Here is a 25,823-nt window from a genome sequence, read left to right as displayed (position 1 = left end):
TAGGCACTTATTTTTAACAATCTAACAATTAAAAAAATGAAAAAAATCAATTTGTGGAATAAAATTATTCCAATCATAATTATTACGTTTATGACAAGTTTTAATATTGCCTCTGCTCAAAATGTGAGCCAAGAAAGAATAACCATGTTGGTCACTTTTAACGTGAAGGCGGATCAGAAAGAAGCGTTAAGAAAAGCACTTATCGCAGATAAAAATGGTGCCCTGAATGAGAAGGGCAACATATCGATGGAATTATTCGAACACAAGGACAAACCAAACACCTTTTATTTATTTGAAAGATGGGATAACCAAAAATCTTTGGATGAACATTTCACAAAGAAATATGCAAAAGATGTGCTGGAATTAAATAAAACGGCATTAACAAAACCAATGGAGATTCTCTATCTCCATGATGTGTCTCCTTTGCCCAAAAATGAAATCAAGAACCCTCTTTCGAGTGATACGCCAGTTGATCTTGTTGTGATTTTCAAAGTAAAAGATGGCATGCAGGAAACCTTTATTAATCAGTTTCAAAAATCAATTGTAAACAGCAGACCTGAGCAAGGAAATATCGAATTTTTCTTTCACACCGTACCTGGTGACAATACTAAGTTTGTATTGTACGAGAGATGGAGAAGCCAGGCAGCAATTGATTTCCACTTTGCCCAACCGTACACTAAAGAATTGTTTGAGATGTTCAAATCCGCTCTTGAACAACCTATTGAAGAATACCTGAATTTCATTAATGAAATCGGTTATGCTAAAAGAGCAGATAAATAAATACATTTTCAAGACTGCAACTTCATTAAACAGAGAGCTGACATATTTTTTAAATATGCCAGCTCTTGTTATTTTTTTAATATTCCTTCACATTTATTCAAAGTTTATTCAGGCGAGCAATTACCTGAATAAATAGAGTTTAATATTATCAATTTTAATAGCGTTTGATATTCGCAGTTTTTAGTTTGATTTTCACATCTTTTAAAGTGCTTCTCTCTCATAATTTCACGAAATTAAAAATTTCATAATTAACCTAAATCTGATTAACGCATGCAAAAATTTACTTTTTATTTTCTTTTTTTTCTTATATCAGTGCCATTATATGCACAACTGCCCCCGATTATATGGCAGAAATGCCTTGGAGGTTCTGGTTATGATACATCAGTTGACACAAAGCAAGCACAGGATGGCAGCTATATGGTTGTAGGAATGACTAAATCAAATGATGGTGATGTAACGGGATATCACGGACAATATGACCTTTGGACAGTAAAGCTTGACCCAAATGGAAATATTCTTTGGAACAAAGCTATTGGAGGAACACAGGATGAATATGCTTCATCTGTAGTTTTCACTGCGGATGGCGGGGCTGTAATTGCTGGTTATACAAAATCTACAGATGGAGATATGATTGGCAATCCGAGCACGAATCCCCAGCATCAAATGATGTTTGCGTTAAAAATTGACAGTTCGGGAAATATTGTGTGGAAAAAATTCATCGGTCCCAATTCAGGAGGAAGTACCTGGGGCATAACTCAAGTCTCAAGCGGAGATTTTTTAGTTTGTGGTTATAGTTTTGTTGGTAATTCTCTTACAGGGAGTTTCGATGGAATCGTTATTAAACTTGATTCTTCTGGTAATACAATATGGGAAAATTTCTACGGGGGTAGCTCTTCAGATCAAATACAAAGGATTATTGAAACATCAGATGGTAATTACTTTTGTGGAGGAAGTACTTCTACAGGAGACGATAATCTTTTATCTGGATGGGGAGGACTGGATTTATGGTTGATTAAGTTAGATACCGATGGTAACAGGCTCTGGCAGGGCTCCTATGGAACTAATGGAGGAGCCGATTCCTTTAGAAGTTTAATAGAAACCTCTGATACCGGTTTTCTAATTTCTTCATACACTTCAGGGACAGGCGGAGCAAGGAGTCAGGCTTTGGGGGGAGAAGACGTCTGGATATTAAAACTGTCTAATACGGGAATTCTTGAATGGGAGAAATCCTATGGAGGGAACTGGCGAGATCGCCCAATGGCATTATACCAGTCAGTTAATGGTTATATTATAGGGGGACAAACCAATTCATTCAATCAAGGAGATACAATTGGAGCCATCGGAGGAAGTGATTTTTGGATTTTTAAAATCGATCAAACCGGGAGTTTTGTTTGGGAAACAACCTTTGGAGGAACCGGAAATGATATATTAGCTTCATTTTATGTGACATCAGATAATGGGTACATCATGTCAGGGGAAACTCATTCCAATGATGGAGATGTTTCAGGAAATCACTCACCAGGAATACTGCCAACACAAGCAGATTGCTGGGTGCTTAAATTAGGTGAAGAGGCATTGTCTGTAAAAGATATTGAAAAAACAGCACGTTTGATTTATCCAAATCCAACCAAAGATATTCTTCATCTACCTTTTTCTAATAAAGACCAGATTTCGATATATGATATTTCTGGAAAATTGGTAAAACAATTAATGTGGAAAGAGGAGGTACTGAATGTACAGAATTTACAGAAGGGGATGTATATCTTAAAGGTGAGTGATGGTAAATATACGCAGTCATATAAATTTATCAAGCAGTAGATTAAGAAGAAAAACTTATGTTAACTGAACTTCATTAATGAAATCGGTTATGCTAAAAACAGCGAATATGAATATAGTAACTTCATTAAACAGAGAGCTGGCATATACCAAAATGTGTCAGCTCTTATGATTTATAGTTAAAGCAGTTCTGACAAATACAATAGACCTCGCTGATTCAGTCATTCATTTTTATAGTGCATTTGATATTCGCAGTTTTCCGTTTGATTTGTGCATCTTCAAAAAAGCCTTCCAGCTGTAGCTTTGTTAAATAAAAATTTTAATAGTATGGATAAGATATGGTACATAACCGGTGCGTCCAAAGGATTGGGCCTGGCCTTGGTAAATAAATTATTAGAAAAAGGATATAAGGTAGCTGCAACTTCAAGATCACGTAGTGCACTTGAAAAAGCTGTTGGTTCAAGAAATGAAGAAAACTTCCTGTCTCTAGAAGTAGATTTAACCAATCCTTCTTCTGTTGCAGCATCCATTAAAGCAACCTATGACAAATTCGGAAAGCTTGATGTGGTTGTTAATAATGCAGGCTATGGAATAGGTGGAGCATTGGAAGAACTTAGCGATAATGAAATAGAACAAAGCTTTGATGTAAACCTATATGGAACTATTAATGTAATCAAAGGCGTATTACCTTACTTCAGGAAAGCAAAAGCCGGTTATTTGATGAATATATCCTCTATGTTCGGATTTTATTCGGGTTATGGCTGGTCTGTCTATTCCTCAACCAAATTTGCGGTAACAGGACTCTCAGAAGGTTTGGCAAGAGATTTAGCCCCGCTTGGTATTAAGGTGACGACGATTGCCCCGGGGGGATTCCGCACGAATTTTTTAGGAGACTCGGCAGTATTTCCTTCTGCAAACATAATAGATGATTATAATGGAATTCATAAAGCCCAGGAAGAAATCATCGCTACATTGGCAGGCAAGCAACCGGGTAATCCAGAAAAAGCAGCAGAAGTTATGATTATGCTTGCAGATCATCCAAATCCTCCGGTTCATCTATGTTTAGGAAGTGATTCTTATCATCTTGCAAAAGATAAGATCAAGACTTTTGATACTGAATTGGAAGAATGGAAAGAAATTAGTTTTTCAACAGATTTTAAAGATTAACTCAGTAATAAAAAAAACCGCAGAAATTACAGGCTGCGGTTTTTTTGTGCATTTTTCTTATGCTTGCTGTTGCCGTAAATTAGAGGGCGGATAGCCAAAATGTTCCTTGAATATTCTTGAAAAATGAGCTGGATTCTCAAAACCCAGTGTATAGCAGATGTCAGAAACGGCCATAGAAGTATTTTCCAATACTTCCTTTGCCTTATCTAATCTCTTGTTGCGAATCCACTGAGAAGGCGCCATATTGTAAATGGCCTGAAAGTCGCGTTTAAAACTAGCTAAACTCCTTCCTGAGAGATAAGCAAGCTCTGTTAAAGATACAGGATTGGTATAGTTTTTCTCCATCACTTCAGGAATCTCTGTGCGTACCGGTTGTTTCATCTGTAGCAATTGCTGAAAAAGGTTCTTATCTGTTCCGGCAAGGTCATATAAAAGTTCGAGCATCTTTATTTTTATCAGTCCGGCATCAATGTTCTCAGGTTCATTAAAATAAGGCTCTATGGATTCAAAAAAACGCAACAGCCTTTCGTTTACAGGTTTAACCAAAATCCTTACTCTTTCCTCAGTATGGACAGATTTGATATTGGCCATTTTAATAAAATCCTGCAGAAATTCATCTTTTAAAAAAAACATCAGACTGATGTATAGATTGTCCTGATCCGTATCTCCCGTTTTGTGGTATTCCACAAGCGTGGCTTTTTTAAGAAATACCATCTCATTTTTGCGTACCACAAATTCAGTCTTTCCATCCTTGAGGATATTCATACCTTGCTTCACGAATAAGAGCATGTGCTCTTCCAGATACATAGCTCCCTTATTGTTTACAGTATGCGTACACGATTCTACAACTGAAAAACCGTTCAGTTTAAGCTCCCTTTGGTTATAAGGAGCCATTGTCAACGCTGTGGGTGCCTTTATATGTTTCATAATGCAAATATATTACTTTATCATAGTGTCTATTTACTTTAAGTGTCAAATGTGTATTCTAAAAAGCTCATTTTGAGAGACGCCAATTCTTATAAATTAGATAAAATATCTAAAGGATGAAGCTTGATAACCTCATCCTTTCTTTAAAGTATTATTGAAAATTATACTCCAATATTATTCTCCATCGGGAAAATCAGCACCAAGAGTAACATCTTTCCACAATTCAAAATTTGCCTTAAGGGATTCTAATTTTTCATTTGCAAGATCATAAGCACCCTTTCCAAGTAATAAGCGAACTGGCGGGTTTTCTGCTTCAACGGCTTTGATAATAGCCACTGCCGCTCTAACAGGATCTCCTTTTTGCTTACCGCTATAACCTTCGGTCATGCGTATGCGTTCCCCTGCTGTGGCATCATATTCTTCAATTTTTACAGGAGTCATAAATGCTGAACGTCCTGCCCAGTCTGTTCTGAAAGGTCCGGGTTCTACCAATGTTACCTTAACACCAAACGGTTCGGTTTCCAAAGCCAATGTTTCGGAAATTCCCTCTACGGCATATTTGGTTCCATGATAAAATCCAAGTGCGGGAAATGAACGTAAGCCGCCTATGGAGGAGAAATTTACTATATGACCACTTTTATTTTTACGCATGCCAGGGAGTACGGCTTGTGTAACATATATCAATCCAAAAACATTGGTCTCGAACTGCGCACGGATCTTTTCATCTTCGCCTTCTTCAACACTGCTGAAATATCCGAACCCCGCGTTATTCACGAGTACATCGATACGTCCAAAGGTTTCCTCTGCCTTTGCTACAGCGGTTTGTACCTGTTCTTTATTGGTTACATCCAACGGAAGTACCAAACTGTTATCTTCGTGTCCAGCTACCAAATCGCTCAACTTAGTTGTGTTTCTTGCGGTAACTATAACATTGTAGCCTTTTTCAAATAATTGTTTTGCCAGTTCTCGTCCGAATCCGGTGGAGCATCCTGTGATAAACCACACCGGCTTTTTATTATCGTTTGCCATTTTTGTGAATTTTTAAATAATTAAAATGATTTTGAAAGTAAACTAAATTCCTCATCAGTCAGCTTTACCTGAACTGCTGCCATATTCTCCTGTAAATGTGCAAGAGAACGGGTGCCGGGAATTAAAAGAATGTTAGCTGAACGTCTTAGCAGCCAAGCCAACGCAACCTGAGCCGTCGTTGCTCCATGTTTCTCGGCAATAGCCTGAATGTTCTGTTGCATTTTGCCGGGGCCGGAAGCCAGCGGATACCACGGTATAAAGGCAAGGTTTTGCTCAATCGTGTAATCCAGCACGGGCTCCCATGAACGTTCAACTAGATTATACAGATTCTGTACAGAAACCACAGGAACTACCTTTCTCGCACGTTCAATGGTCTTTACATCCACCTCAGACAATCCCACATATTTGATCTTGCCGCTTTTCAGTGCATCGGCTACAGGTGCAAGTGTTTCTTCGATGGGAACGCGGGGATCTACCCTGTGCAGTTGCCATAATGTCATTTGATCTAATTGCAGGCGCTTCAAGCTGCCTTCGATCGTAGACGCGATGTATTCGGGATCGCCATTTATATGCCATTGATTTGGGCCACTCCGCTCTAAACCTCCTTTTGTCGCAACCACGATGTTATCATAGTATGCGTGCAAGGCATCATGGTAGAGCACCTCATTTGTATTTGGCCCGTAGGCATCTGCCGTATCGAAAAAATTAGTACCGCTTTCTACTGCTGAATGCAATAGACGCACTGCTAAATCTCTGTTGGGTGTATCGCCCCATACGCCGGGACCGGTTAACTGCATGCCACCGTAACCAAGTCTGTTGATTTCAGTTTCTCCTCCTAATTTGTAGGTGAGAGAGATATTATTATTATTATTATTATTGCTCATTGTTTTGATATTTAATTTGTTAAATATAATTTCTTATCCTTTGACATCATCAAAGTCTGTCGAGGCTGCGATTTCATACCATTGTTTTAGATCTTTTTCAAACGCAGCAGTCTTATCCTGATACCTTTTGATACAGTCTTTTCCCAATGGCAAATGTAATGGAGGGTTTCTGCTCTCAACAGTTATTAAAACAGCTTTTGCCAATTTCGCAGGATCACCGGGTTGCGTATAATTACTTTCGGAGATATGGGTACGCATGCTACCGGAACTTTCACTGTAGTCATCAATAAGATGTTCAGCAATTTTCAATGATGACCCATCATGGAAATTGGTGCGAAATTGACCGGGTTCAACAGCGGTTGCATAAATGCCTAAAGGAGCCAACTCTTTTGACAATGCTTCCGTAAGCCCTTCTACGGCGAATTTTGTAGAATTGTATAATCCCCAACCTGCTGAACCGCTCAGGCCGCCAACGGAAGAGATATTGACCACGTGACCCGAACGTTGTTCCCGCATATACGGAAGCACTGCTCTTAATACATTCAATAGTCCGAATACATTTGTGTCATACATATTACGGACTTCCTTGTCTGTTCCTTCTTCCACAGCACTCAATAATCCAAAACCGGCATTGTTGACCAATACATCTATATGCCCGAAATAAGCAACGGCTTGCTCTACTGCAACTTTCACTTGCCCTTCATCGGTAACATCCATAACCACCACATGCAGGTTTTCACTATTCAGGTCTGAAAGGAGTTGTTCTTTGTTTTTTCTGACCGTAGCCACGACCTTATAGCCTTCGGCTAAAGCTGCTTTTACAATCTCATTACCCAGTCCCCTTGCGGCTCCGGTGACCATCCAAACTTTATTGTTACTCATAGCTGAATGTATTTAATTTAGTTTACTTGTTAATAATGACATTCTTTACCTGCTTGGGAGAGAGCTTTTTATAGAACATAGTAGTCCCGCCCATAATGATAAGCCATCCAATAAGCTGACCCCATACAGGCATTTCACCAAGAAAGACCAGGGAAATCAATACACCGAATACCGGATTGAAATTGATAATGAAACCAGATTCCGCCGCACCAAGACTTTTAATGCTCAAATTGAAGAACCATTGCGCCAATGCGGTAGAAACAACACCTATCAGCAAGATCTGTCCAATCAATTGTGTAGTCCACTCCGGCGAACTAAACGATGTTACTGCTATAGGAAGCAATACTATCAAACCGATGATGCTGGAGTAAAACAAAGCATTCAGCGGGCTGATGGATTGGGTCGCAAACCTTGAACATATAGCAGAAAGCCCAAAGCTAAACACAGCGGCAATCATCCATAAATCCCCTTCGTGAAATTGTAAGGAAGCCAAGGCCTGTAAATTTCCACGAAACACCATCACTAATACACCGAAAAAGGCAACAAAAGCACCAATAACCTGTAACCAGCGAAAGCGGGCTTTCAACATGACAAAAGACCAAAACGATATGGTCAATGGGTTCATTGCAGATATGATAGAGATATTCGTTCCAGTAGTGGTTTTGTATCCCTCAAACATCATCAAATTCATAAGCAGTACATTGAATGCAGCCATCCCTGCGATAGGCAGGATATTGCTTTTCTTTGGGAAATCTAAACGTTCCGTTTTCAGGATAATAGGAACCAGCACAATAGCAGTTATGAAGTATCGCAAAAAGAGCAGTGTAACAGCATTTACAGATTTCAATACGCTGCCCATCGTGATAAAGCCCGCTGCCCAGCAAAAGCTGGCGGCGAACATGAGTATTATGGATTTTTGACGAGACATAACCCTGGGATTTTAATACTTGAATGAATTAATTATTAACCGCAGGTTGATGTACATCATCATGATCCGTACTGGTCACGACGTCAAGCCAGTCCTGTATATCCAGCTCAAAAGAGGCTGTTTTTGTGCGGTATGCTTTTAAAGTATCGTTACCTAACGGAAGGTGTACAGGCGGTTGCTCCGCATCAGCAATCGTTACGATAGCTTTTGCCAGTTTTGCAGGGTCGCCCGGTTGCTTATAGCTAACTTCGCCTGCGAAGCTGCGCATTTTTCCAGAAGTTTCAGAATAATCCTCAATGACCTGCTTAGCAGTTGTAAGGGATGAACCATCGAGGAAATTGGTGCGGAAGTAGCCTGGTTCTACAGCGGTAGCGTATATTCCCAAAGGAGCCAATTCTTTTGCCAACGCCTCTGTGATACCTTCCACGGCAAACTTGGTAGAACTATACAGTCCCCAACCGGCAGAGCCGGTCAATCCGCCCACTGAAGAAATATTGATAACATGCCCTGAATGTTGTGCACGAAAATGTGGCAATACAGCTCTTAATACTTTTAACAGTCCGAATACATTTGTTTCATACATATGACGTATTTCGCTGTCGCTACCTTCTTCCACAGCGCTCAACAGGCCAAAGCCTGCATTGTTGACGAGTACATCAATTTTTCCAAAGTGTGCTAATGCTTCTTTTACTGCGGTATTAACACCCGCTTCGTTGGTAACATCCATTTCAACGACGAATAGATTGGTACTCTCTAATTGGGCTGCTAACTGTTCCTTTCCTTTACGAACAGTAGCAATTACTTTATCGCCTTTAGCTAAGGCTGCTTTTGTGATTTCTAATCCGAAACCTCTTGCGGCTCCAGTAATGAGCCATGTTTTTGTAGTATCCATAATGAATAAATATTTTGATGAAATTTTATAGTACAAAGTTCGCATTGGAGTAGCCTGAACAGGATATGTAGTTCAAAGTCGTTTTTATGAATTTCAAAGATGATTTTCCAGAAACTCAGAAAATCTCTGATGTACACTGTTTCTAAAAAAAATATAATTCGGATACAACATCAGATAATTGGGCAACATTTCTGTTGACACCAGCTGATAATTTTGTCGTATCAATTAGTAAAAAATAACTTCTTAAAAATCGAAGCAATGAAAACGAAAAAATTAGGAAATCAGGGCCTGGAAATACCATTGGTAGGTTTAGGCTGTATGGGCATGAGCCCCTCCGTTAATGTAAACACATACGGTAAGGCAGATGAGAAAGAATCAATCGCCACCATCCACCGTTCATTGGAACTTGGAGGCAATTTTCTGGATACTGCCGACCTTTATGGTCCCTTGCTTAACGAAAGGCTTGTGGGTAAAGCAATCAAAGGAAACCGGGATAAATACATTATTGCTACCAAATTCGGTTTTGAGATTGATGACAATGAACAGCTTACATGGGGTATTAACGGTAAGCCGGAATATGTGAAAAAAGCTGTAGAGCGTTCCTTGAAAAACTTAGGAACTGACCATATCGACCTATATTATCTGCACCGACCCGATCCTGAAGTATCTATTGAAGAAACCGTTGGTGCAATGGGACAACTGGTGAAGGAAGGCAAGGTTAAATATATCGGTATCTCGGAAGTAACTGCCGAACAGATCAGAAAGGCGTATGCGGCATTTCCGCTTACTGCCATACAGAATGAATACTCTCTGTTTGAGCGTGCAGCCGAAGAGGATGGTGTATATGACACTACAAAGGAATTGGGGATTGGGTTGGTAGCTTACTCGCCGTTGGGCAGAGGCTTCCTTACCGGTCAGATCAAAAGCCCCGATGACTTTGATGCCGATGACTTCAGACGTTCTATCCCACGCTTTCAGGGTGAGCAGTTTTACAAGAATATCGAGCTGGTCAACGAAATCAACAAGATCGCTGCTGAAAAAGGTGTGAACTCCACACAGCTTGCTATCGCCTGGATTATTGCCAAAGGTATCACACCCATACCGGGCACGAAAAAAGCGAAGTACGTGGAACAGAATATCGCGGCAACGGAGGTGGTGCTTACAGATAGAGATATGGACAGGATTGATGCCATTATCCCAATCGGAGCAGAAACCGGCGACCGGAATATTTACCAATCCTTTTAGAGACTTTTACCACATTACTATGCAGCTTTCTGTTTCGCACAAGGGCGAATAGGAAGCTGATTTTTTAAACTCCTCTCTCGAAAAAACAGTAAATTTGAAATCATGAAAAGACAGGAGCAAATATTCCAGACTGTCAATACCGTTGCTGCTTATCATGAATTGCTGCAACTGGAAAAGCCTGAGCATCCGATGGTAAGCATCATTGATTTTTCAAAAGTCAATTATAATAACCCTATGCCCGGCACTGCGGTCATCTTAAACCTGTATTGCATTTCTATAAAGCAAGGGGCTGACTGCATATTAAGATATGGCCCCAAAACGTATGATTTCAGCGAAGGGGTTATGTCCTTTTTCAAACCCGGCCAGGTATTAAGTGTCGAGCGCCAATCCGAAAATGTAACCGATGGTTATATGCTCACCTTCCATCCTGATTTTATTCAGTCGTTTGCGTTGGCTAAAAAAATCAAGAAATACAGTTTCTTTAATTATACCGTAACAGAGGCACTCTTCCTGTCGGAAAAGGAAAAGAATCATATTCGTGAGATCATGGCGGGAATTGAACGTGAATATCACACCAACATAGATGGCTTTAGCCAGGAAGCTATTGTTAGCTATATTGATCTATTGCTGGTATATGGCAATCGCTATTACAATCGTCAGTTCATCACCCGGAAACCGCAAAGTGATGATCTTTCCGTTCGTTTCGAGCAATTACTGGATGAATATTTCTCCAATGAAGATGCTTTGGTCAAAGGATTGCCTTCGGTGCAATATTTTGCCGACAAGCTGCATCTCTCAGCTAATTATCTGGGCGAAATGCTGCGGGTATCTACCGGGCAAAGCGCACAATATCACATCCAAAATAAAGTGATCGAAATGGCTAAAACTCTTTTATCTACTACGCGCTTATCCGTTGCAGAAATTGCCTATCAATTAGGATTTGAAAGGCCACAGTCATTGAACAGGTTATTTAAGAGTAAAACCGCCGTTTCTCCATTGGAGTACAGAGCTTCATTCAACTAATTATACTTGAGTATAAATGTATAATTCTGGCAATTATTATTAATTAGGGTAATTGCCAGAAAAGTTTTTCGTTGGAGGTATGGAAACAAACCACCCTGTATTTTAAAGTTTGCTGTGTCTCATATATTGAAAAAGGTGGCTCTACGGATTGATACGGCAGTAATTCTACATACTCCAATGTTTTCCCGTCCCTCGTTTCAGAACTGTAATGGCTATTGACAGGACAAATAAACCGATACATGCGGGTTCCCATGAAATTATACAGGTATTCCATTTTATCCGTAGGAACTCCGTGATAGTTTGCTGTACTGTTTAAAACGAGCGGGCGTCCATCAATAAGATGTTGACGCACTTCAGCGATGCTCAGGAAATTTCCTTTTTCATCTTTAATATAGGCATTCTCTTGCGGATCCATATATATCCATTTTTGAAGCGAAGGTATATAAACACTATTGATGACATGGCCTCCTTTGGGGAAAGGGTATTGATTTGAGAAACATATCACTATCCTCGAGTTAAATCCCATACTAAGAAAAATTTCATTCATAGCTATTGCCAGTCCGTAACATCCCTGAGCATATTTGGTGCTTCGATAGGTTTCTATTATATTCTCTGCTGTGAGAAGTGGTATATTCTTTACATCTTCATGTGGGACCTGGTTATGAAACCATCCTAACAAATTTATAGCACGCTCTATGTCCTTTCCTTTGCCTGCAATTTCATCTAATTTATAGACGTTACGGAGCTTGGTCAGATTGGTATCTGTAGCAGACTGATAGGTGAAATCGGGAAATGTTTTTGACGTGGAATTGTTATATGGCGGGCTTTTTCTAAGAACAGCAAGCGTATCATTTTTAATAATACCGGCATAGGATTTATTGGATAAAAAAAGGGAGCTTATTACAAAAAAGAAGGCCAACCTTAAAAATTTGAAATGCATAATTTTAAATAAAATTTTAGTTAAATTAATGGAAAGGCAGCGTTAGCTTTTATTCTTGTATTCCTTTCTGAACTCGTTTGGGCTTACTCCGGTATTCTTTTTAAAGAACTGCGTAAAATTAGGTTGATCGGCAAAACCAATCGCAAACCCTATATCCTGTAAAGGCCAGTCTGTCTGAACTAACAATGTTTTGCTTTCGTCCAAAATGCGGTTTCGGATGTGCGTACTCACATTCTGGCCTGTATGCTTCTTTAATAAGGCATTGAGATGATTGGGATGTATTGCAAGTTCCAAGGCAAATTCTTTAACAGTCTTTATTCTCAGCGGTTGGCTATAATTGATATTGGCAGCTTCTTCTTCCAATAATTGAAAAAAATGATACACATGCCTCATTTCTTCATTGATAGCATCCGGTTTCGGAAAGTTAGCAGCTTTCATGGTTTCTACAACCATTAACTGAATGTATGCCTGTAAACTATCCTCATAATAGTCACCGCCATTTATGGCTTCCTGGTGCATTTTTGCGAAAAGTTCATCAATCACCTGTGTTGTGTCTTTGTCCAGCCGTACTACGCTCTTTGCTGCATTATTAAACAACGGGTATCTTTCAATAATGGACTTCAGGGAAGGAAATTGCTCGATATATCGCTTTTTGAACAGGCAATAATATCCGCCTGAATGGTCAGATAGGTTTTTCCAGGATATAATTTCATTGGGGTGGATAAACAGGATGGTCGGATCTTCGATGTAATAGGTATTAATTCCTACAGTAAATACGCCGATGCCCTTGGTAATAAATAATATTTTATAGAAATCCCTACGGTTGGGTGAAAGGTAATTTTTGCAAGCGAAATGCTCCCTGTTAAAGACACGGATATTCCAGTCCTCATAATAATCTCTTGTTACGGGCGTCAGGTCGGGAACATCACGAAGTTGCTCGATGATTTGTATATCTAATGTTTGAGCCATTTCTCTATTTATTTAGTCTTTTAAAATTAAGATTTTCATATCCATTGGAAATATGAAAATCAAAGATCTTCTTATGAATTACACCTATGGCATTTCGCTCGGAGCATAACCAAACTGCTTTTTAAAAGCATAGGAAAAGTGGGATAAATTCTCAAAGCCCACTTCCAAATACACATCAACCGGTTTTCTTTTCTCCTTTTTTATTTTTTGTTGCGCCAGTTCCAATCGCTTTTGCGTGAGCCATTTTTGGGGAGAAGTATGAAAAGTAACCCTGAAATCCCTGTTGAAAGCAGAGAGGCTACGCCCTGTCAAATAACTGAATTTTTCGAGGGAAAGATTGAACATATAGTTCGTTTGCATAAAATCAAACAGATTGATCTTACCGGGTTGAGAAAAATCAGAAAGAACACCATCCACCTCTTTATCAATTGTCCTGAGTATGCTAATGGCTTCTTCAATTTTCAGAACATTTACAGTTTCCGGTAATTGATTTTCTAAACGGAAGTAAGGTAATAAAGAGTCGAAGAGGCTATCCAGTAACGGGCTTGGGCCAAATTCCTTTATTCCTGGAGTATGTAAGCAGGCTGGTTTGATGTGATACCTTTTATAAAATTCCTGCAATCGTTGGGGTATCAGCGTCATTACAATGGCCTTGTAGGGTCTGCCTTCAAGGGGATATTTGATCACGGTGCAGAGCTGATTTCTTGGGTAAAGGAAAGTGCTTCCGGAACCAAATACATAGGTTTTGTCGGCTTGGATTACTTTCATTTCCCCTGATAAAACCCTTACAAAAGAATGATAATCGAAAAAAAGATCATCTTTATAATATTTTTCTTCGGTAATGGAACATACAATTTCGTTGAAGTCGTTTTTAGTCTGTACTGCCATCGTAACTTTTAAATTTTCATATTAATTCTAAATTGCCCCGAAATAATGACTATTCCCCTCACAAATAAACCAGCAGGTTAATTACCACCTGCTTATAATGATTCTGTTGCCTGAATTTCATTTTATGGAACAACAACTACTTTTCCTACCGTGCTATGGGTTTCAATCTGAAGATGTGCCTTGTAAGTGTCTTCCATAGGGAAAACCCGGGATACATGCGATTTTATCTTTCCGGCAGAAAGTAAAGCATTAATGGCTTTAATGTCTTGCTGCTTATCCGGCGTATCCGATAAATTGGCACGAACTACGGTAATGTCCTTCTGCTTCTTTGCTGCATCAATAAACTCAGCACTCGGAAAAACCATTAAACTTAGTAAGGTTCCACCGGGTTTAAGCGCATTCAGTGACCGGGCAAGGTGGGTTTCGTCTTCGCTCCATACCGCATCATGTACCAGGTCTGCGTCTTTGACGATTTCCTCAAAATTTTGAGTTTTATAGTCTATATACTCATCCACTCCCAAACTAAGCACCCAATCTCTGTTTTCTGCTGAAGAAACCGCCACCACATAGGCTCCAAAACTTTTAGCGATCTGTACGGCATAATGTCCAACACCACCAGAAGCACCCGTAATTACAACTTTGTCACCTTTTTTAATTTTACCGTAGTGAACCAATGAAACCCAAGCAGTTTGCGCTGCCATTGTCGCTGCCGCAGCTTCCTCGAAGCTGATATTGCCGGGCTTTAAAGACAGGTCCGCTTCCGGTGCTGACACATATTCAGCATAGCTATTACCAGCACCTAAAAATCTTATCAGGCCATATACGGCATCCCCTTCCTTAAACCTAGTGACATCTTCTCCAACTTTTGTTACCACACCCGCTATGTCCCAACCAAGAATTACATACGGTTCTGTAACCTCTGAGCCGCTAACTAATTTCCACCAGTCCGGTATTGCCCTTACATGCGCATCCAAAGGATTTATGCCAAATGCTTTTACCTGAATTAAGACTTCATTCCCTGCTATCTCAGGAGTTGCTACTTCGGCTACCTGTAAGTTACCCGCTGGTCCAAATTCTTTTAAAATTATTGCTTTCATTATAATCATATTTTGAAAGCAAATTTACCAGTGATAAATATAAGTTAGTTTGTTCAGAATGCCAAATTTACTTTGCTCAAAATGTCATCTTTTTACTGACAAGCAAACGTTTAAATTTTAATAGCTTGCCTGCCCGATTTCGAGTTTGTCAAACTTACCTGCTGCATCAAGGTGAAATTTAAAATATGTTTTAAAATCTCCCCAGGTATCACTATGGAAGTGCCCGTAAACAGACATCCCGTTATCTTCTACTTTATCAATGCTTGTGAAACGCTCATGCCCGATTGCCTCAGTAGAAAATTTCTTAAAGTCTCTCGGATGCCCATCATCAAATAGTTTGGCGTCTGTTGTAAAAAAGGAAAGCCATAGTGTAGGGTCTCCCTTTTGCCATGCTTCTATGGCAGCCTTTGCTTTTTCATTGCTGATTTTTCCGTATTCCATTTTGGTAATTGTTTTATGGTTATGATTACCGATCTGCCCACATGCTTGTAAGGAGCACAGGAGCAGAACCGGTAATATTTTTTTGAATATCCTCATCGGTGATGATTATTGGGTGGCTCCGCCATTTACCAATAAATGTTGTCCGTTCACAAAAGAGGAAAGATCGCTGGCGAAAAATTCAGCAATGTTAGCTACATCTTCTACTTCTGCCAATCTTCCCATCGGGCAGCTATCAATCAGGGATTTCCTCAATTCAGGATAACTACCTTCTTCTGCAAAAATACCTGAATGATCTACCGCAAAAGGAATGATGGTATTAACGGTTACACCACGGTGTCCGATCTCTTTTGACAGCACATCCACAAGGTATCTTGGAGTCGTTTTACTTCCTCCGTAAACTGCCATACCAGGAACAGGAAAAGCAGTAGTGCTTGACGCTACATAAATGATCCGGCCATTGTCTTCCACATTCAGTGCAGCCTGCTGCATGGTGAAATAAGCGCCTTTGGTATTGATGGAAAACAAACGGTCAAATTGCTCTTCCGTAAACTGGGTAACAGGAGTTTCCACCATTTCAATACCAGCATTAGCAACAACAATATCTATTTTGCCAAATGCTTTCTTTGCCTCTCCAAACAGGTACTTGATATCGGCTACCTTGCTTACGTCAGCTTGTACTGAGATTACCTTAGCGCCCATAGCCTTGATGGTGCTTTCCACTTCATCTGTCGAAGCTTTGTCCCTTGAATAATTCAACACGATGTCTGCGCCTAAAGCGGCATAACGTTCTGCGATGGCTTTTCCCAAGCCTCTTCCTGAGCCTGTGATAATGGCTACCTTATTTTTTAATGAGTTCATTGTTTCTGAATTTTTTAAATTTTATAATGTTTTTTAATAGACCACAGCGAGGTTATGATTTCTGTGACTGATAACCGTGTATCTTCTCGACTGCCATATTGTTGAGCCATGCAAATACAAAGCCTGCTGCTATTGGAATAAGTATTTGCAGTATCGGCAGTGGTTCAAGTGGAGGATGAACTCCAAACAGGATGATTAGACCAAGGAACCATGCCGGTATGTTGTTTAATTTTTTTGTTCCCGCGATGTAAGCTAATGATCCTATGTAAAGAAACACGGAGACGGCAAAACCTAATGTTCCGATCAACTGTCCTAATAATCCCGCGGTTAGTTGTATGAGTACCGCCATACACATACCCAATACGATTTGCAGGAACACCCAAAGTGAACTTTGCCACGTCTTGCCGAAGATGTAAAAGCTAACCCACGCTATAAACATTACCCAGGTAGGCCATTGTTGTGAGAACGAAACGGTTACCGCAATTGCACCGAGCAGTCCAAAAGCTATTGCAATCGGTAAAGTTTTCATATTTTTCTTTTTAAGTGTTATTGATTAGCATGGTTATGCCATAGCGCCGTTTACCCCTATATTCTGTGCAGAAATCCATTTCGCATCATCACTGGCCAGAAAAACAATGACCTTAGCAATATCCTGCGGTTCGCCGATACGGTTAAAAGCAGAGAAAGAAGCTAGTCGGTCGATGACTTCCTGTGGTTTGCCATTTGTAAATAGTTCGGTATTGGTAGGGCCTGGAGAAACTGAGTTGACATTGATACCTCTATTTCCTACTTCTTTTGCAAATACACGTGTAAGTTGTTCCACTGCTGCCTTGGTAGCTACGTATGTACCATAGGTTGGCAGCATCAGGCGGTTTACCGAAGTTGAGAAATTGATAATTGAACCGTTATCTGCCAAACGTGTTGACGCTTCACGAAGCGTATTGAAGACACCTTTTACATTGATGTCGAACTGACGTGAAAAGTCTTCGTCAGTAGTGTCTTTGATCAGCTTGGTAATCATGATGCCAGCATTGTTGACCAATACATCGATTCTTCCGTAATGATTGATAGCGTTGTCAAAAAGCTGCTTTACCGCATCGGCATTGCTTACATCGGCTTGCAAGGCAATAGTATCGCCTCCCTGCTCCTTAATAGAAGAAACTACTTGGTCGGCTGCATCTTTTCCACCAGCATAGTTAACAATTACTTTTGCGCCAGCGGTAGCCAGCCTTTGTGCTACTTCAGCACCGATCCCTCTTGACGCTCCGGTCACAAGGATCACTTTGTTGTTTAATGTACTCATAATACTTTGTTTTTTATCATTGTTAATTTGATAAGACAAAGTTGGTACATTCTTGACCCTGCTAACGTACAAAGATCATAGCAGGTGTTGTAAATATCTAAGAAAGGCTGTTGAAATACTGTTTCCTATAGTCAGCGGGGCTGATGGAAGTATGCTTTTTGAAGTAATTGCTGAAGTGAGGCGTTTCCAGGAAACCTAAACGAAAGGCAACTTCTTTAATATTAAGCGCCTCGTCCTGGAGCATTACTTTAGCTTCTGTTGTGGTTTTGTCCGCTATCCATGAGCTAATGGTTTTCCCCGTTTTACTGCTGATGACACTCGACAGATAGTTGACGTGTAGCGATTGCAAATCAGCATAATCCTGAACCCTTAATTGTGTGTTTGTTTTTCCGCTGATCAAATCTCGGAAGTGACGTTCGAGATTCAGTTTGAAATTTTTTACAATTTGAGAGCTTCGGTTGCCTTCATAAATAGGATTGTAATCCTGAAAGAAATATTCTTTGATTTTTAATAGCAAAGCAATAACAAGCGCGCCGATAATTTTATTCTTGTATAGTGCTTCGCCTTTATACTCTTTATGAATCTGGGTGCATAACTCTTCTACCTGGTCAAACTGATGCTGCGTCAAAACACGTGGTGAAACAATTTCGGACAGCAAAAAAGAAAAATCACGATATACATCATCGTGTACATATTCCTTTAAAAAGCCCTCTCCAAAGGTAATCAGGCAGGTATGTTCCAGTTTTTCCCATTCAAATATCCTATAGTTCCCCGGATTGGTAAAGTAGACAGTATTTGAGGTCACTTCAAACCGCTGGTCGTCGATTGTATAATGCCCAAAGGCACTTTTGATAAAAAGGAAGCTGAAATAGTTCGGGCGAAATGGTTCCGAACGGAATGGCAGATCTTTGAAGGTGTCTTCGAGGTAATGTATAGTAAAGCCCGATTCTTTTTCCAGGGAATCGGTAGAAAGGCCAAGCTGCTGATACAGCTCATGCAACGTTCGAGCATTTATGTTACCATTTGCCATTACTTAGATTTGGGTTTAAATTTACAAATTTAAACGTTGGTTGATATGTTTTTCGTTGAATGATTGTTCATTATTCAAGCATATCTTAAGAAAAAATTACAAGGTACCCAAAAGTGAGAAAATATTTCCCAAGTTTGGTTCAACTTGGGAAGCAAAGTCATGGATCAGGATAAACTTTGTACTCATCCAATGAAAACAAAGTTTAATTATGAAGACTCCCGGTTACAAAATGAATTGGTTTTCGCCAGCTCCTGTTAAGGTACCTGTTTTATAAATTGCTTTAAAGGTTCTATACCATTCCAGATTTACCATTATTTCTGTTATTATTTATATGATGCAAATTCACATAGTTATTATTTATGGAATGGTTTTTTATTTGTCAAAAAAATCGACATAAAAATCAGGTATACCGCTTTCTTTAATTTATGTAATTACTTCGTCTATTGAGTAATACAGCTGAATTATTTGCAGAGTAATTCTTATCTCATCTATCATTAATATGAGATAAAAAATCCAACCAGGTGTTGATGTTCACTGTACAAAATTGGAGTGTTTGACGGGGTCTATATTCCTATACGTGTCTAAATACCAAAGCGGGATATTATCAACTGTCTTCCTTGTCCGTATAATCATCCAAACTTGATTTCAACTGATAAATAACGTCCGTAAACCGGAGCGGGTTTTCATGTGATGGAAGCTGTTATGAATATCGTTGAGTGAAACACGAAATAACATCTGAAATACCATACTTATTTTCCGAATGCCTATTTTCTCATGCGAAATGGCTCCCGACGCATGAAGTGCATAAATCAATTCAATAAGGGCATTTTTTGAATGTGTCCAGAAAATATCTTTTGTTTCATCATTCTGTAATAGAATGTCGGGCTCTTGTTCAGGATTTATCTTTGTAGTTCGTTGCCGATTATTTTTGAGACCTTATAATCAAAGTACGTGGAAAATTTCGGGTCTATTTCAAATACAAAGCTGTTTAAGCCGTCGTGATAATTGATGTTTCCCAACATAAAATACTGTTCGTCCCGGTCGCTTCTGCCGGAACGGTAATACCTGTAAAAATCCGAGTTACAGACATGCTCCATATACTCCTGTTTCAATATCCGTAAATGCATGGCAAAATAGCTTTGGTAAATATTTCCGTTATTTGCGGGAAAGGCCGTCTCTATTCGGAAGACTTTGTTGTAATAAATCAGTTTCCCGAGAATATTGGGTTTTATCTGTTTAAAGAAAAGCATTTCTTCTTCTCTATTTGAAAAGCCCTCTCTAATAACATCCTCTTTGACAGTACGTAGTAACTCCTGGAGATATACCGTCATTTTAAAAGCCTCATCAATAAAGCTGGATGTTTCAGCAGACAATTTTCTTTCCTCCTTCTGGATGTCAGAAACGATTTTGTTTAGTGGGTGTTTGTTTGCATTTGAGTTCTTTGGAAGCTTACGTAGGTTATAAGTGATTCGATCGTACAGACAGAAAAATGGTACCTACAGAATGTATAAAAGTATTATTCAACGCCATTATAGAGCCTTTACAAAAACTAGAAGAGGTAGAGAAGAATTTCCAAAAGTCTACCGAAAAACAGACCCCTACAATTAGTGTAGGAATGTGGTTTGAAACTTTCCAAACCACTTTAAAACAATATGTATCTAGCTTACCTTTTAACCTGATCATTAATTTCGGCGAATATCCGGAAATGTTGGACCAACTGGATAAAGGTATTTTGGATTTGATTATCACACCCAAAAAAGGACTATCTCCCCATATAGAACATGAAGGGTCTTCTTCGGAACAAATCGTTTTGGTGGGCGGTAGAGATGTAGATATTTACGAAACAGTTCACAGAACCAAAAACAAGTTAAAACTAGAGGAATGCAATGGCAAAAAGGCCACTTCATATATGGTGCCCGGCAATCACGACGTGTCCAATACAATTGGATATTATGCAAAGATGAACCCAATTTCTGATTTCAAACATCCGGATGAAAATAAATTGGCTGATCCAAAAGGGGTTATTAATCTTATACGTCATATTTTACCCTATTTCAAAAAGCAAAAATATGGTAAAATAATCAATATAAGTTTAGTAATGGGCAGAAGTACAGCTTTACCTTTAGGGTCGTTATATAATATGTCTAAATTTGCTTTAGAAGGATTTACAAAAGGTTTTTTTTTGAATTAAAACCCTTAAATATTGATTTGCATTTGGTTGAGCCAGTTGGTTTTCAATCAAGCTTTGGAGATAATATGACATTTAGTATGGATAAAACCATCAAAGATTATAATGTTATTACCGAGAATGTATATAAGCAGCTTTTGAAAGCTCAAAAACCTGGCGCAACCAGCAGTCCTAAGAAGATTGTTTATGTTTTTTATAAGCTTGCTGTTGGTCAAAGCAAAGCCTTCAGAACGGTTGTTGGAACCGACGCAAAAATGGTGCTGATATTAAGAAAACTATTACCAATTAAGATATTTCTGAATTTCCTTGGAAACAGATTTATTAAATAAATTATTATTTAAATATGGATGAAAAGGAGGGCATACTTTTCATATTAGATTTTATCATAAAAAAATAACACCAAATAAAGAAACTTTTTACTTTACAGGTTTGAAATTTCTTTATTTGGTGTTTTAATAAACAATCAGCTTGAGTTGCTCAGTATTATTTATGAAGTAATCTCAGAGAAATACTTTTCTAAAGAAGGTCCTTTGGGATTCCAGCCTATTCTCTTTGCATTTACTGCATTTACAAGACTGTTAGATGCAACTCCCAAGCGATCTGCTTCACCATGAAACTCAATTAAATGCTCAATAGTGATGCTGAGAGTTTTTCCTTCAAATCCAAGATAATTACTGATTAGCCTTGCAATTTCTTTAAAAGAATTATGCCCGTTTTCTGCATAAAAAAGTGATCCACCAGTTGCTTTTTCCAAAGCTAGAAGATATAAATCCGTAAGATCATCAATAAATACATTTGAATATCTGTTAAGACCTTTTCCAAAATATAGTCCAGCTCCTTCCTGTCTGGAAAATCCAATAAGTTTAGGTATTTGATCGCTATCAGACTGTAAACCTTTGCCTTCTCCATATACCATTGACGGGCAGATTACAATTGTTCTGATTCCTTTTTCAATAGCTGCCATACGAACATATTTGTTTATATCAACTCTTGGTCTTCGGAAAGATACTGGATTCAGGTGCATATCTTCATCATAAAATACGGATCCTGTATATTCCCCATCAGCGTAATCTGCAACGATGGAAGAGCCCGTGGTGGTGATTAATGTTTTTCCGGAATGCTCTAAAGCTGCTATTAATGTATATACAGAAGATATATGATCTACATTAGCTCCATGGATTACTATATCGGCTTGTTGTGCGGCCCGGGTTAGAATTTCATTATCATCAAGAGTTCCCACTATGGATTTTATTCCTCTTTTCTCCAATAGTTCAATTTTTTTAGTATCATCGGTTCTTACCAGCCCAGTTACATTATAGCCATTTTTAATTAGTTTATCAGCAACTGATCCTCCTAAATAATCTGTTACTCCTGTAATGAATACTTTCAGTTTTTCATTTTCTATTTTCATAATTTAAACTTGTTTAATTACTTATTTTTGTATAAACAAAGTTGAGAAAGATGGAAGTCTTAATACTTGAAGAAAAAAAAGAATAATTTGAATGTTTTTAAGATGCATGTAAAAAGTCTGACAAAGGATATAGAGATTGATTATCTGTTCAAGGAACAGTGGTCTTTTCCAGTACATAAACATACGCACTATGAGATACAGTTTATTATAAAGGGGAAAGGGTTACATTATATCAATGAAGATCAGTTTGTATACAATTCGGGAGATGTATTTATAACGTTGCCTGGTGAAAGTCATTTCTTCGTTTTTGGTGAAAAAACGGCTGTTCGTATTATCAAATTCAATGAAACATTTTTTCTTCAGAATTTTCAAAATAAAGATCTTCAGTTACTAAAGCAAGGGCTTTTTTCATCCAATCGTAAAATAAGTTTATCAGATGCCTGCCGTAAAAATGTAGGAGAATTGATTTCTTTACTCATTAATTCTCATAAAAAAGTATCTGTATATCAGAATCTTATTATAAAAAACACACTATCCCTTATTCTTACTCTCTTAATGGAAGAAACAAAGCTTAATCTTATAAGACCTCAGGACGAAAAAATACAAATGATTCTAAGATACATTCAGGAAAATATCCGTGAAAAAGAATTCCTTTCTATTAAAAACATTTCTGAACATTTTTGTATCAACAAAAATTATTTTTCCCAATATTTTAAAAATGCTACAGGTTCTACCTACAAGAAATATGTAAACGAATATGTGTTGAATATGATTGCACATCAGCTTTTACATCAGGATATAACCTTATCTCAACTGGCTTATGAGTTTGGATTTAGTGACGAGGGGCACCTAAGTCGAAATTTTAAAGCTCAGTTCAACAAAAATCCAACAGATCTGAGAAAAAAGAAAAAAAATAGCTCTCTGATGAGAAAACTGAATGATAAATACAAGGATTATCCAAATCCTTTTGGTATTATATTGGTTTATTGTTAAATAGTTTGTTGAAATCCTGTGGATGTTCAAAGCCTAGTTTATAGGTAATTGATTTTATACTTTTGAAATTTTTTATTAAGAAGGTAATCTTGAAAAAGGATTAACTTTTCTTAAAACTGTATTTCTTTCGCAGACACTTAAATTATTTTTATGTAGAATATTTATTTTTCAAAATAGAATAATATTTCAGACCAATCAACTTCTTCGCTATTTTATTATTATAGTCCATCATTGTCCCATTGAATTTTATTATTATTTCACTATGTAAAAGTTATTCATTACGATTTTATATATTTAAAATCGTAATGAATAACTTTTTTACTGTTCTTTTTATCTGATGTAACAAAGAGGTTTCTGCCTTTAATTAATAATTATATCGGAATCAATAATATATTTATTAGTAAAAATCTTTTAACTTGAGTTTTAAAATATTATTTTAATAATTCAGTGATGATAGTTGAGCAATTTTGTTTAAATCTTCTACAAAAGTGTTCGAAAAATGAACCTCTGCGGTCACAAGCTCCTTTTTTAGGGAGCTTTTTTACTTATATACCCCTGAAAACAACCTCGAAATAAATAGAGACAAAAATATAACCTCCGATGTCCAGGATATTTCAATAATTTATTTTTGAATGTCCAAACAGTCCAAACTCGAGCCTTACGGTTTTCCGTAGAGTTATGACTACAGCATACCCGTATATTTACGAGTTTTTAAATAACTCTCTCATATGCCAAAAAAAAGAAAGCTGAAAGGTTGAGTACTTTCAGCTTTGTAGATACAAATTATTTTTAACATTTATTCTTTAATAATTTTTAATGTTTTTTCTTCAGTGCCAAAAGTGATTTTCAAGATATAGTTACCCGATAATAAAGAAGAAGTATCGATCTTACATGAATTGGCATTTACTACCTTAGTGATTACTTCCTGACCTGCAAGATTATAAATAGATACAGTTGTTATTTTTTTATCATAAGAAAGATTTAAAACGTCTTTTACCGGATTAGGATGAACTAAAACATTTGACTTTTCAACTTCGTTGGTTGACAAGACGCCATAGGAAACAGTCATGGAAAGACATGGATCATTTACAAAGTTGCAACCTGTGCCAGGCACACAGGTATCTTTGATAAAATTACTGAATACTATAGTACCTCCACCGGCAGCGACAGCCTGGTTAAAAATCTCTTTACTGATGACGAAGTGATTGCTAGGATTAACAAAAATTCCGCAGTTTTGTACTGATAAATTGGTTTCTTTAAATGAGGTTCCATTTAATTGTATACCACCCGCATTAGTAGGAACAGGATTACAGCCCAAAAGCCCTATTGATACTTGTACATCTGTATTACTTGGCTGAACTCCAGTAAATGTTTTTGAATTATTAAAATAAGTAGGAGAACCTGAGGTGGACAGACTCAAACTACCGCATGCATTCCAAACCAGTGTTTGAGAATAAAGACTGTTAAAAAACATTGAAAATAGCAATGTTCCTAAAATGTGTAATTTTTTTTTCATGGTTATAGTTGATTTTTACAGATTAGTTTTTAGAGTCTGCAAATATAAAAAATTAGTTTTTGCAAAATAAACAATCCCCGTTGTTATGGGAATACATACTCATCAAATGGTGTAGCAGATTTAATTAAAATAGTTTGAGCACCCCAAGAATTGACTAAAAGACGTTTCTATTAAGACTGTAGATGTTTTTATTTTAAGATCTGAATAGTTATAAAGTTGAAGCATAGATTTAAAATCTAACTTTTCTTCACTAACCAAGTTAAGAAAATGGTCAATACCTCCATGTTGCCATGGGGCAATTGAAAATTCATGAGTCATTATTAGTTTTAATTATTAAACCTCAAATATACAAACAATTCAAAATCAAGCGCTATCATTTTCCGTAGAATTATGACTACAATCATATGCGGGAAAATAAATAAAAGATATATTTGTTGACTGAAAATTCAGATTACTGAAATCTACAGTTTTCTCCTTCGGGAGATTTTATATTATTCTCTATTAAGAGTTTATAATTAGCTTTATCCTCGGAGAGATCCGGGGATTTTTTTATTCTCTGAAAAAATTGCAAAGAAAAATTAGGTACTCTCTATTGTCTAAGCCCTTTTTAATCTAAGTTCTTTGAAATGCTGATGCCGGCCAAAGGAAACCAGCCA

25 protein-coding genes and 1 pseudogene are annotated in these 25,823 nt (G+C 37.9%); 8 read left to right on the top strand and 18 right to left on the bottom strand.

Annotated features, from left to right (window positions below):
• The first annotated feature begins 36 nt into the window (after positions 1-36).
• From ACL9RH_RS08075 to ACL9RH_RS08065, 3 genes are all read left to right on the top strand, one after another.
• Entirely contained in the window at positions 37-780 is a 744-nt protein-coding gene (locus ACL9RH_RS08075) for a putative quinol monooxygenase (protein ID WP_422692853.1), read from the top strand.
• Positions 781-1,050: 270 nt separating this feature from the next.
• Positions 1,051-2,598, top strand: coding sequence for a T9SS type A sorting domain-containing protein (locus ACL9RH_RS08070; protein WP_422692852.1), 1,548 nt, complete (start codon positions 1,051-1,053; stop codon positions 2,596-2,598).
• A gap of 285 nt (positions 2,599-2,883) precedes the next feature.
• Entirely contained in the window at positions 2,884-3,723 is an 840-nt protein-coding gene (locus ACL9RH_RS08065; RefSeq protein ID WP_422692851.1) for an oxidoreductase, read from the top strand.
• 57 nt (positions 3,724-3,780) lie between these two features.
• Here the strand turns inward: ACL9RH_RS08065 and ACL9RH_RS08060 are convergent, their stop codons facing one another.
• The 6 genes from ACL9RH_RS08060 to ACL9RH_RS08035 form a co-directional block, all read right to left on the bottom strand.
• Positions 3,781-4,650 (bottom strand): helix-turn-helix domain-containing protein, encoded by an 870-nt coding sequence (locus ACL9RH_RS08060; protein WP_422692850.1) that lies wholly within the window; start codon positions 4,648-4,650, stop codon positions 3,781-3,783.
• Positions 4,651-4,824: 174 nt separating this feature from the next.
• Positions 4,825-5,679: an oxidoreductase gene (locus ACL9RH_RS08055; RefSeq protein WP_422692849.1), complete on the bottom strand. Its 855-nt coding sequence runs from the start codon at positions 5,677-5,679 to the stop codon at positions 4,825-4,827.
• Between the two features lie 20 nt (positions 5,680-5,699).
• Positions 5,700-6,563 carry an aldo/keto reductase gene (locus ACL9RH_RS08050; protein WP_422692848.1) on the bottom strand — a complete coding sequence of 288 codons (864 nt, stop codon included), beginning with the start codon at positions 6,561-6,563 and terminating at the stop codon, positions 5,700-5,702.
• A 33-nt stretch (positions 6,564-6,596) separates the two neighbouring features.
• A complete protein-coding gene (locus tag ACL9RH_RS08045) occupies positions 6,597-7,445 on the bottom strand; it encodes an oxidoreductase (RefSeq protein ID WP_422692847.1) in 849 nt (282 codons plus the stop codon).
• Positions 7,446-7,467: 22 nt separating this feature from the next.
• On the bottom strand, positions 7,468-8,373 hold the full coding sequence (locus ACL9RH_RS08040) for a DMT family transporter (RefSeq protein WP_422692846.1): 906 nt from the start codon (positions 8,371-8,373) through the stop codon (positions 7,468-7,470).
• A gap of 28 nt (positions 8,374-8,401) precedes the next feature.
• Positions 8,402-9,310: an oxidoreductase gene (locus ACL9RH_RS08035; RefSeq protein ID WP_422692845.1), complete on the bottom strand. Its 909-nt coding sequence runs from the start codon at positions 9,308-9,310 to the stop codon at positions 8,402-8,404.
• Positions 9,311-9,523: 213 nt separating this feature from the next.
• Here ACL9RH_RS08035 and ACL9RH_RS08030 point away from each other — a divergent pair, with 213 nt between their 5' ends.
• Complete coding sequence (locus tag ACL9RH_RS08030) at positions 9,524-10,510, top strand: aldo/keto reductase (RefSeq protein ID WP_422692844.1); 987 nt, start codon at positions 9,524-9,526, stop codon at positions 10,508-10,510.
• A 102-nt stretch (positions 10,511-10,612) separates the two neighbouring features.
• A complete protein-coding gene (locus ACL9RH_RS08025; RefSeq protein ID WP_422692843.1) occupies positions 10,613-11,533 on the top strand; it encodes a helix-turn-helix domain-containing protein in 921 nt (306 codons plus the stop codon).
• 43 nt (positions 11,534-11,576) lie between these two features.
• On the opposite strand, the gene ACL9RH_RS08020 is transcribed toward ACL9RH_RS08025, so the two are convergent.
• From ACL9RH_RS08020 to ACL9RH_RS07975, 10 genes and pseudogenes are all read right to left on the bottom strand, one after another.
• Entirely contained in the window at positions 11,577-12,452 is an 876-nt protein-coding gene (locus ACL9RH_RS08020; RefSeq protein ID WP_422692842.1) for a transglutaminase domain-containing protein, read from the bottom strand.
• Between the two features lie 63 nt (positions 12,453-12,515).
• The gene (locus ACL9RH_RS08015; protein WP_422692841.1) at positions 12,516-13,442 is read right to left on the bottom strand and encodes an AraC family transcriptional regulator; all 927 of its coding nucleotides are present in this window, start codon (positions 13,440-13,442) and stop codon (positions 12,516-12,518) included.
• A gap of 84 nt (positions 13,443-13,526) precedes the next feature.
• Positions 13,527-14,330, bottom strand: a complete 804-nt coding sequence (locus ACL9RH_RS08010; protein ID WP_422692840.1) for a helix-turn-helix domain-containing protein — start codon at positions 14,328-14,330, stop codon at positions 13,527-13,529.
• Between the two features lie 122 nt (positions 14,331-14,452).
• The gene (locus tag ACL9RH_RS08005) at positions 14,453-15,427 is read right to left on the bottom strand and encodes an NADP-dependent oxidoreductase (RefSeq protein ID WP_422692839.1); all 975 of its coding nucleotides are present in this window, start codon (positions 15,425-15,427) and stop codon (positions 14,453-14,455) included.
• A 117-nt stretch (positions 15,428-15,544) separates the two neighbouring features.
• On the bottom strand, positions 15,545-15,868 hold the full coding sequence (locus ACL9RH_RS08000; RefSeq protein ID WP_422692838.1) for a hypothetical protein: 324 nt from the start codon (positions 15,866-15,868) through the stop codon (positions 15,545-15,547).
• 105 nt (positions 15,869-15,973) lie between these two features.
• The gene (locus tag ACL9RH_RS07995) at positions 15,974-16,726 is read right to left on the bottom strand and encodes an SDR family oxidoreductase (protein WP_225688648.1); all 753 of its coding nucleotides are present in this window, start codon (positions 16,724-16,726) and stop codon (positions 15,974-15,976) included.
• Between the two features lie 52 nt (positions 16,727-16,778).
• On the bottom strand, positions 16,779-17,255 hold the full coding sequence (locus tag ACL9RH_RS07990; RefSeq protein WP_422692837.1) for a DUF1097 domain-containing protein: 477 nt from the start codon (positions 17,253-17,255) through the stop codon (positions 16,779-16,781).
• A 33-nt stretch (positions 17,256-17,288) separates the two neighbouring features.
• On the bottom strand, positions 17,289-18,101 hold the full coding sequence (locus ACL9RH_RS07985) for an SDR family oxidoreductase (RefSeq protein ID WP_422692836.1): 813 nt from the start codon (positions 18,099-18,101) through the stop codon (positions 17,289-17,291).
• 25 nt (positions 18,102-18,126) lie between these two features.
• Entirely contained in the window at positions 18,127-19,059 is a 933-nt protein-coding gene (locus ACL9RH_RS07980; protein WP_422692835.1) for a helix-turn-helix domain-containing protein, read from the bottom strand.
• Positions 19,060-19,663: 604 nt separating this feature from the next.
• Positions 19,664-20,528, bottom strand: a pseudogene (locus ACL9RH_RS07975) (RteC domain-containing protein).
• A gap of 20 nt (positions 20,529-20,548) precedes the next feature.
• Between ACL9RH_RS07975 and ACL9RH_RS07970 the strand changes: the two are divergent.
• Positions 20,549-21,250 carry an SDR family NAD(P)-dependent oxidoreductase gene (locus ACL9RH_RS07970; RefSeq protein ID WP_422692834.1) on the top strand — a complete coding sequence of 234 codons (702 nt, stop codon included), beginning with the start codon at positions 20,549-20,551 and terminating at the stop codon, positions 21,248-21,250.
• Between the two features lie 77 nt (positions 21,251-21,327).
• Complete coding sequence (locus tag ACL9RH_RS07965; protein WP_422692833.1) at positions 21,328-21,576, top strand: hypothetical protein; 249 nt, start codon at positions 21,328-21,330, stop codon at positions 21,574-21,576.
• Between the two features lie 158 nt (positions 21,577-21,734).
• Here the strand turns inward: ACL9RH_RS07965 and ACL9RH_RS07960 are convergent, their stop codons facing one another.
• On the bottom strand, positions 21,735-22,658 hold the full coding sequence (locus tag ACL9RH_RS07960; RefSeq protein ID WP_422692832.1) for an NAD-dependent epimerase/dehydratase family protein: 924 nt from the start codon (positions 22,656-22,658) through the stop codon (positions 21,735-21,737).
• Positions 22,659-22,745: 87 nt separating this feature from the next.
• On the opposite strand from ACL9RH_RS07960, the gene ACL9RH_RS07955 reads away from it, so the two are divergent.
• Positions 22,746-23,651 carry an AraC family transcriptional regulator gene (locus ACL9RH_RS07955; RefSeq protein WP_422692831.1) on the top strand — a complete coding sequence of 302 codons (906 nt, stop codon included), beginning with the start codon at positions 22,746-22,748 and terminating at the stop codon, positions 23,649-23,651.
• A 796-nt stretch (positions 23,652-24,447) separates the two neighbouring features.
• Here the strand turns inward: ACL9RH_RS07955 and ACL9RH_RS07950 are convergent.
• Positions 24,448-25,167 carry a T9SS type A sorting domain-containing protein gene (locus ACL9RH_RS07950; RefSeq protein ID WP_422692830.1) on the bottom strand — a complete coding sequence of 240 codons (720 nt, stop codon included), beginning with the start codon at positions 25,165-25,167 and terminating at the stop codon, positions 24,448-24,450.
• Between the last annotated feature and the right edge of the window lie 656 nt (positions 25,168-25,823).

This window comes from Chryseobacterium sp. Mn2064 (genome assembly GCF_049319685.1).
In the GTDB taxonomy this organism is placed as follows: domain Bacteria; phylum Bacteroidota; class Bacteroidia; order Flavobacteriales; family Weeksellaceae; genus Chryseobacterium.
This window is presented reverse-complemented; position numbering and strand designations above follow the sequence as displayed.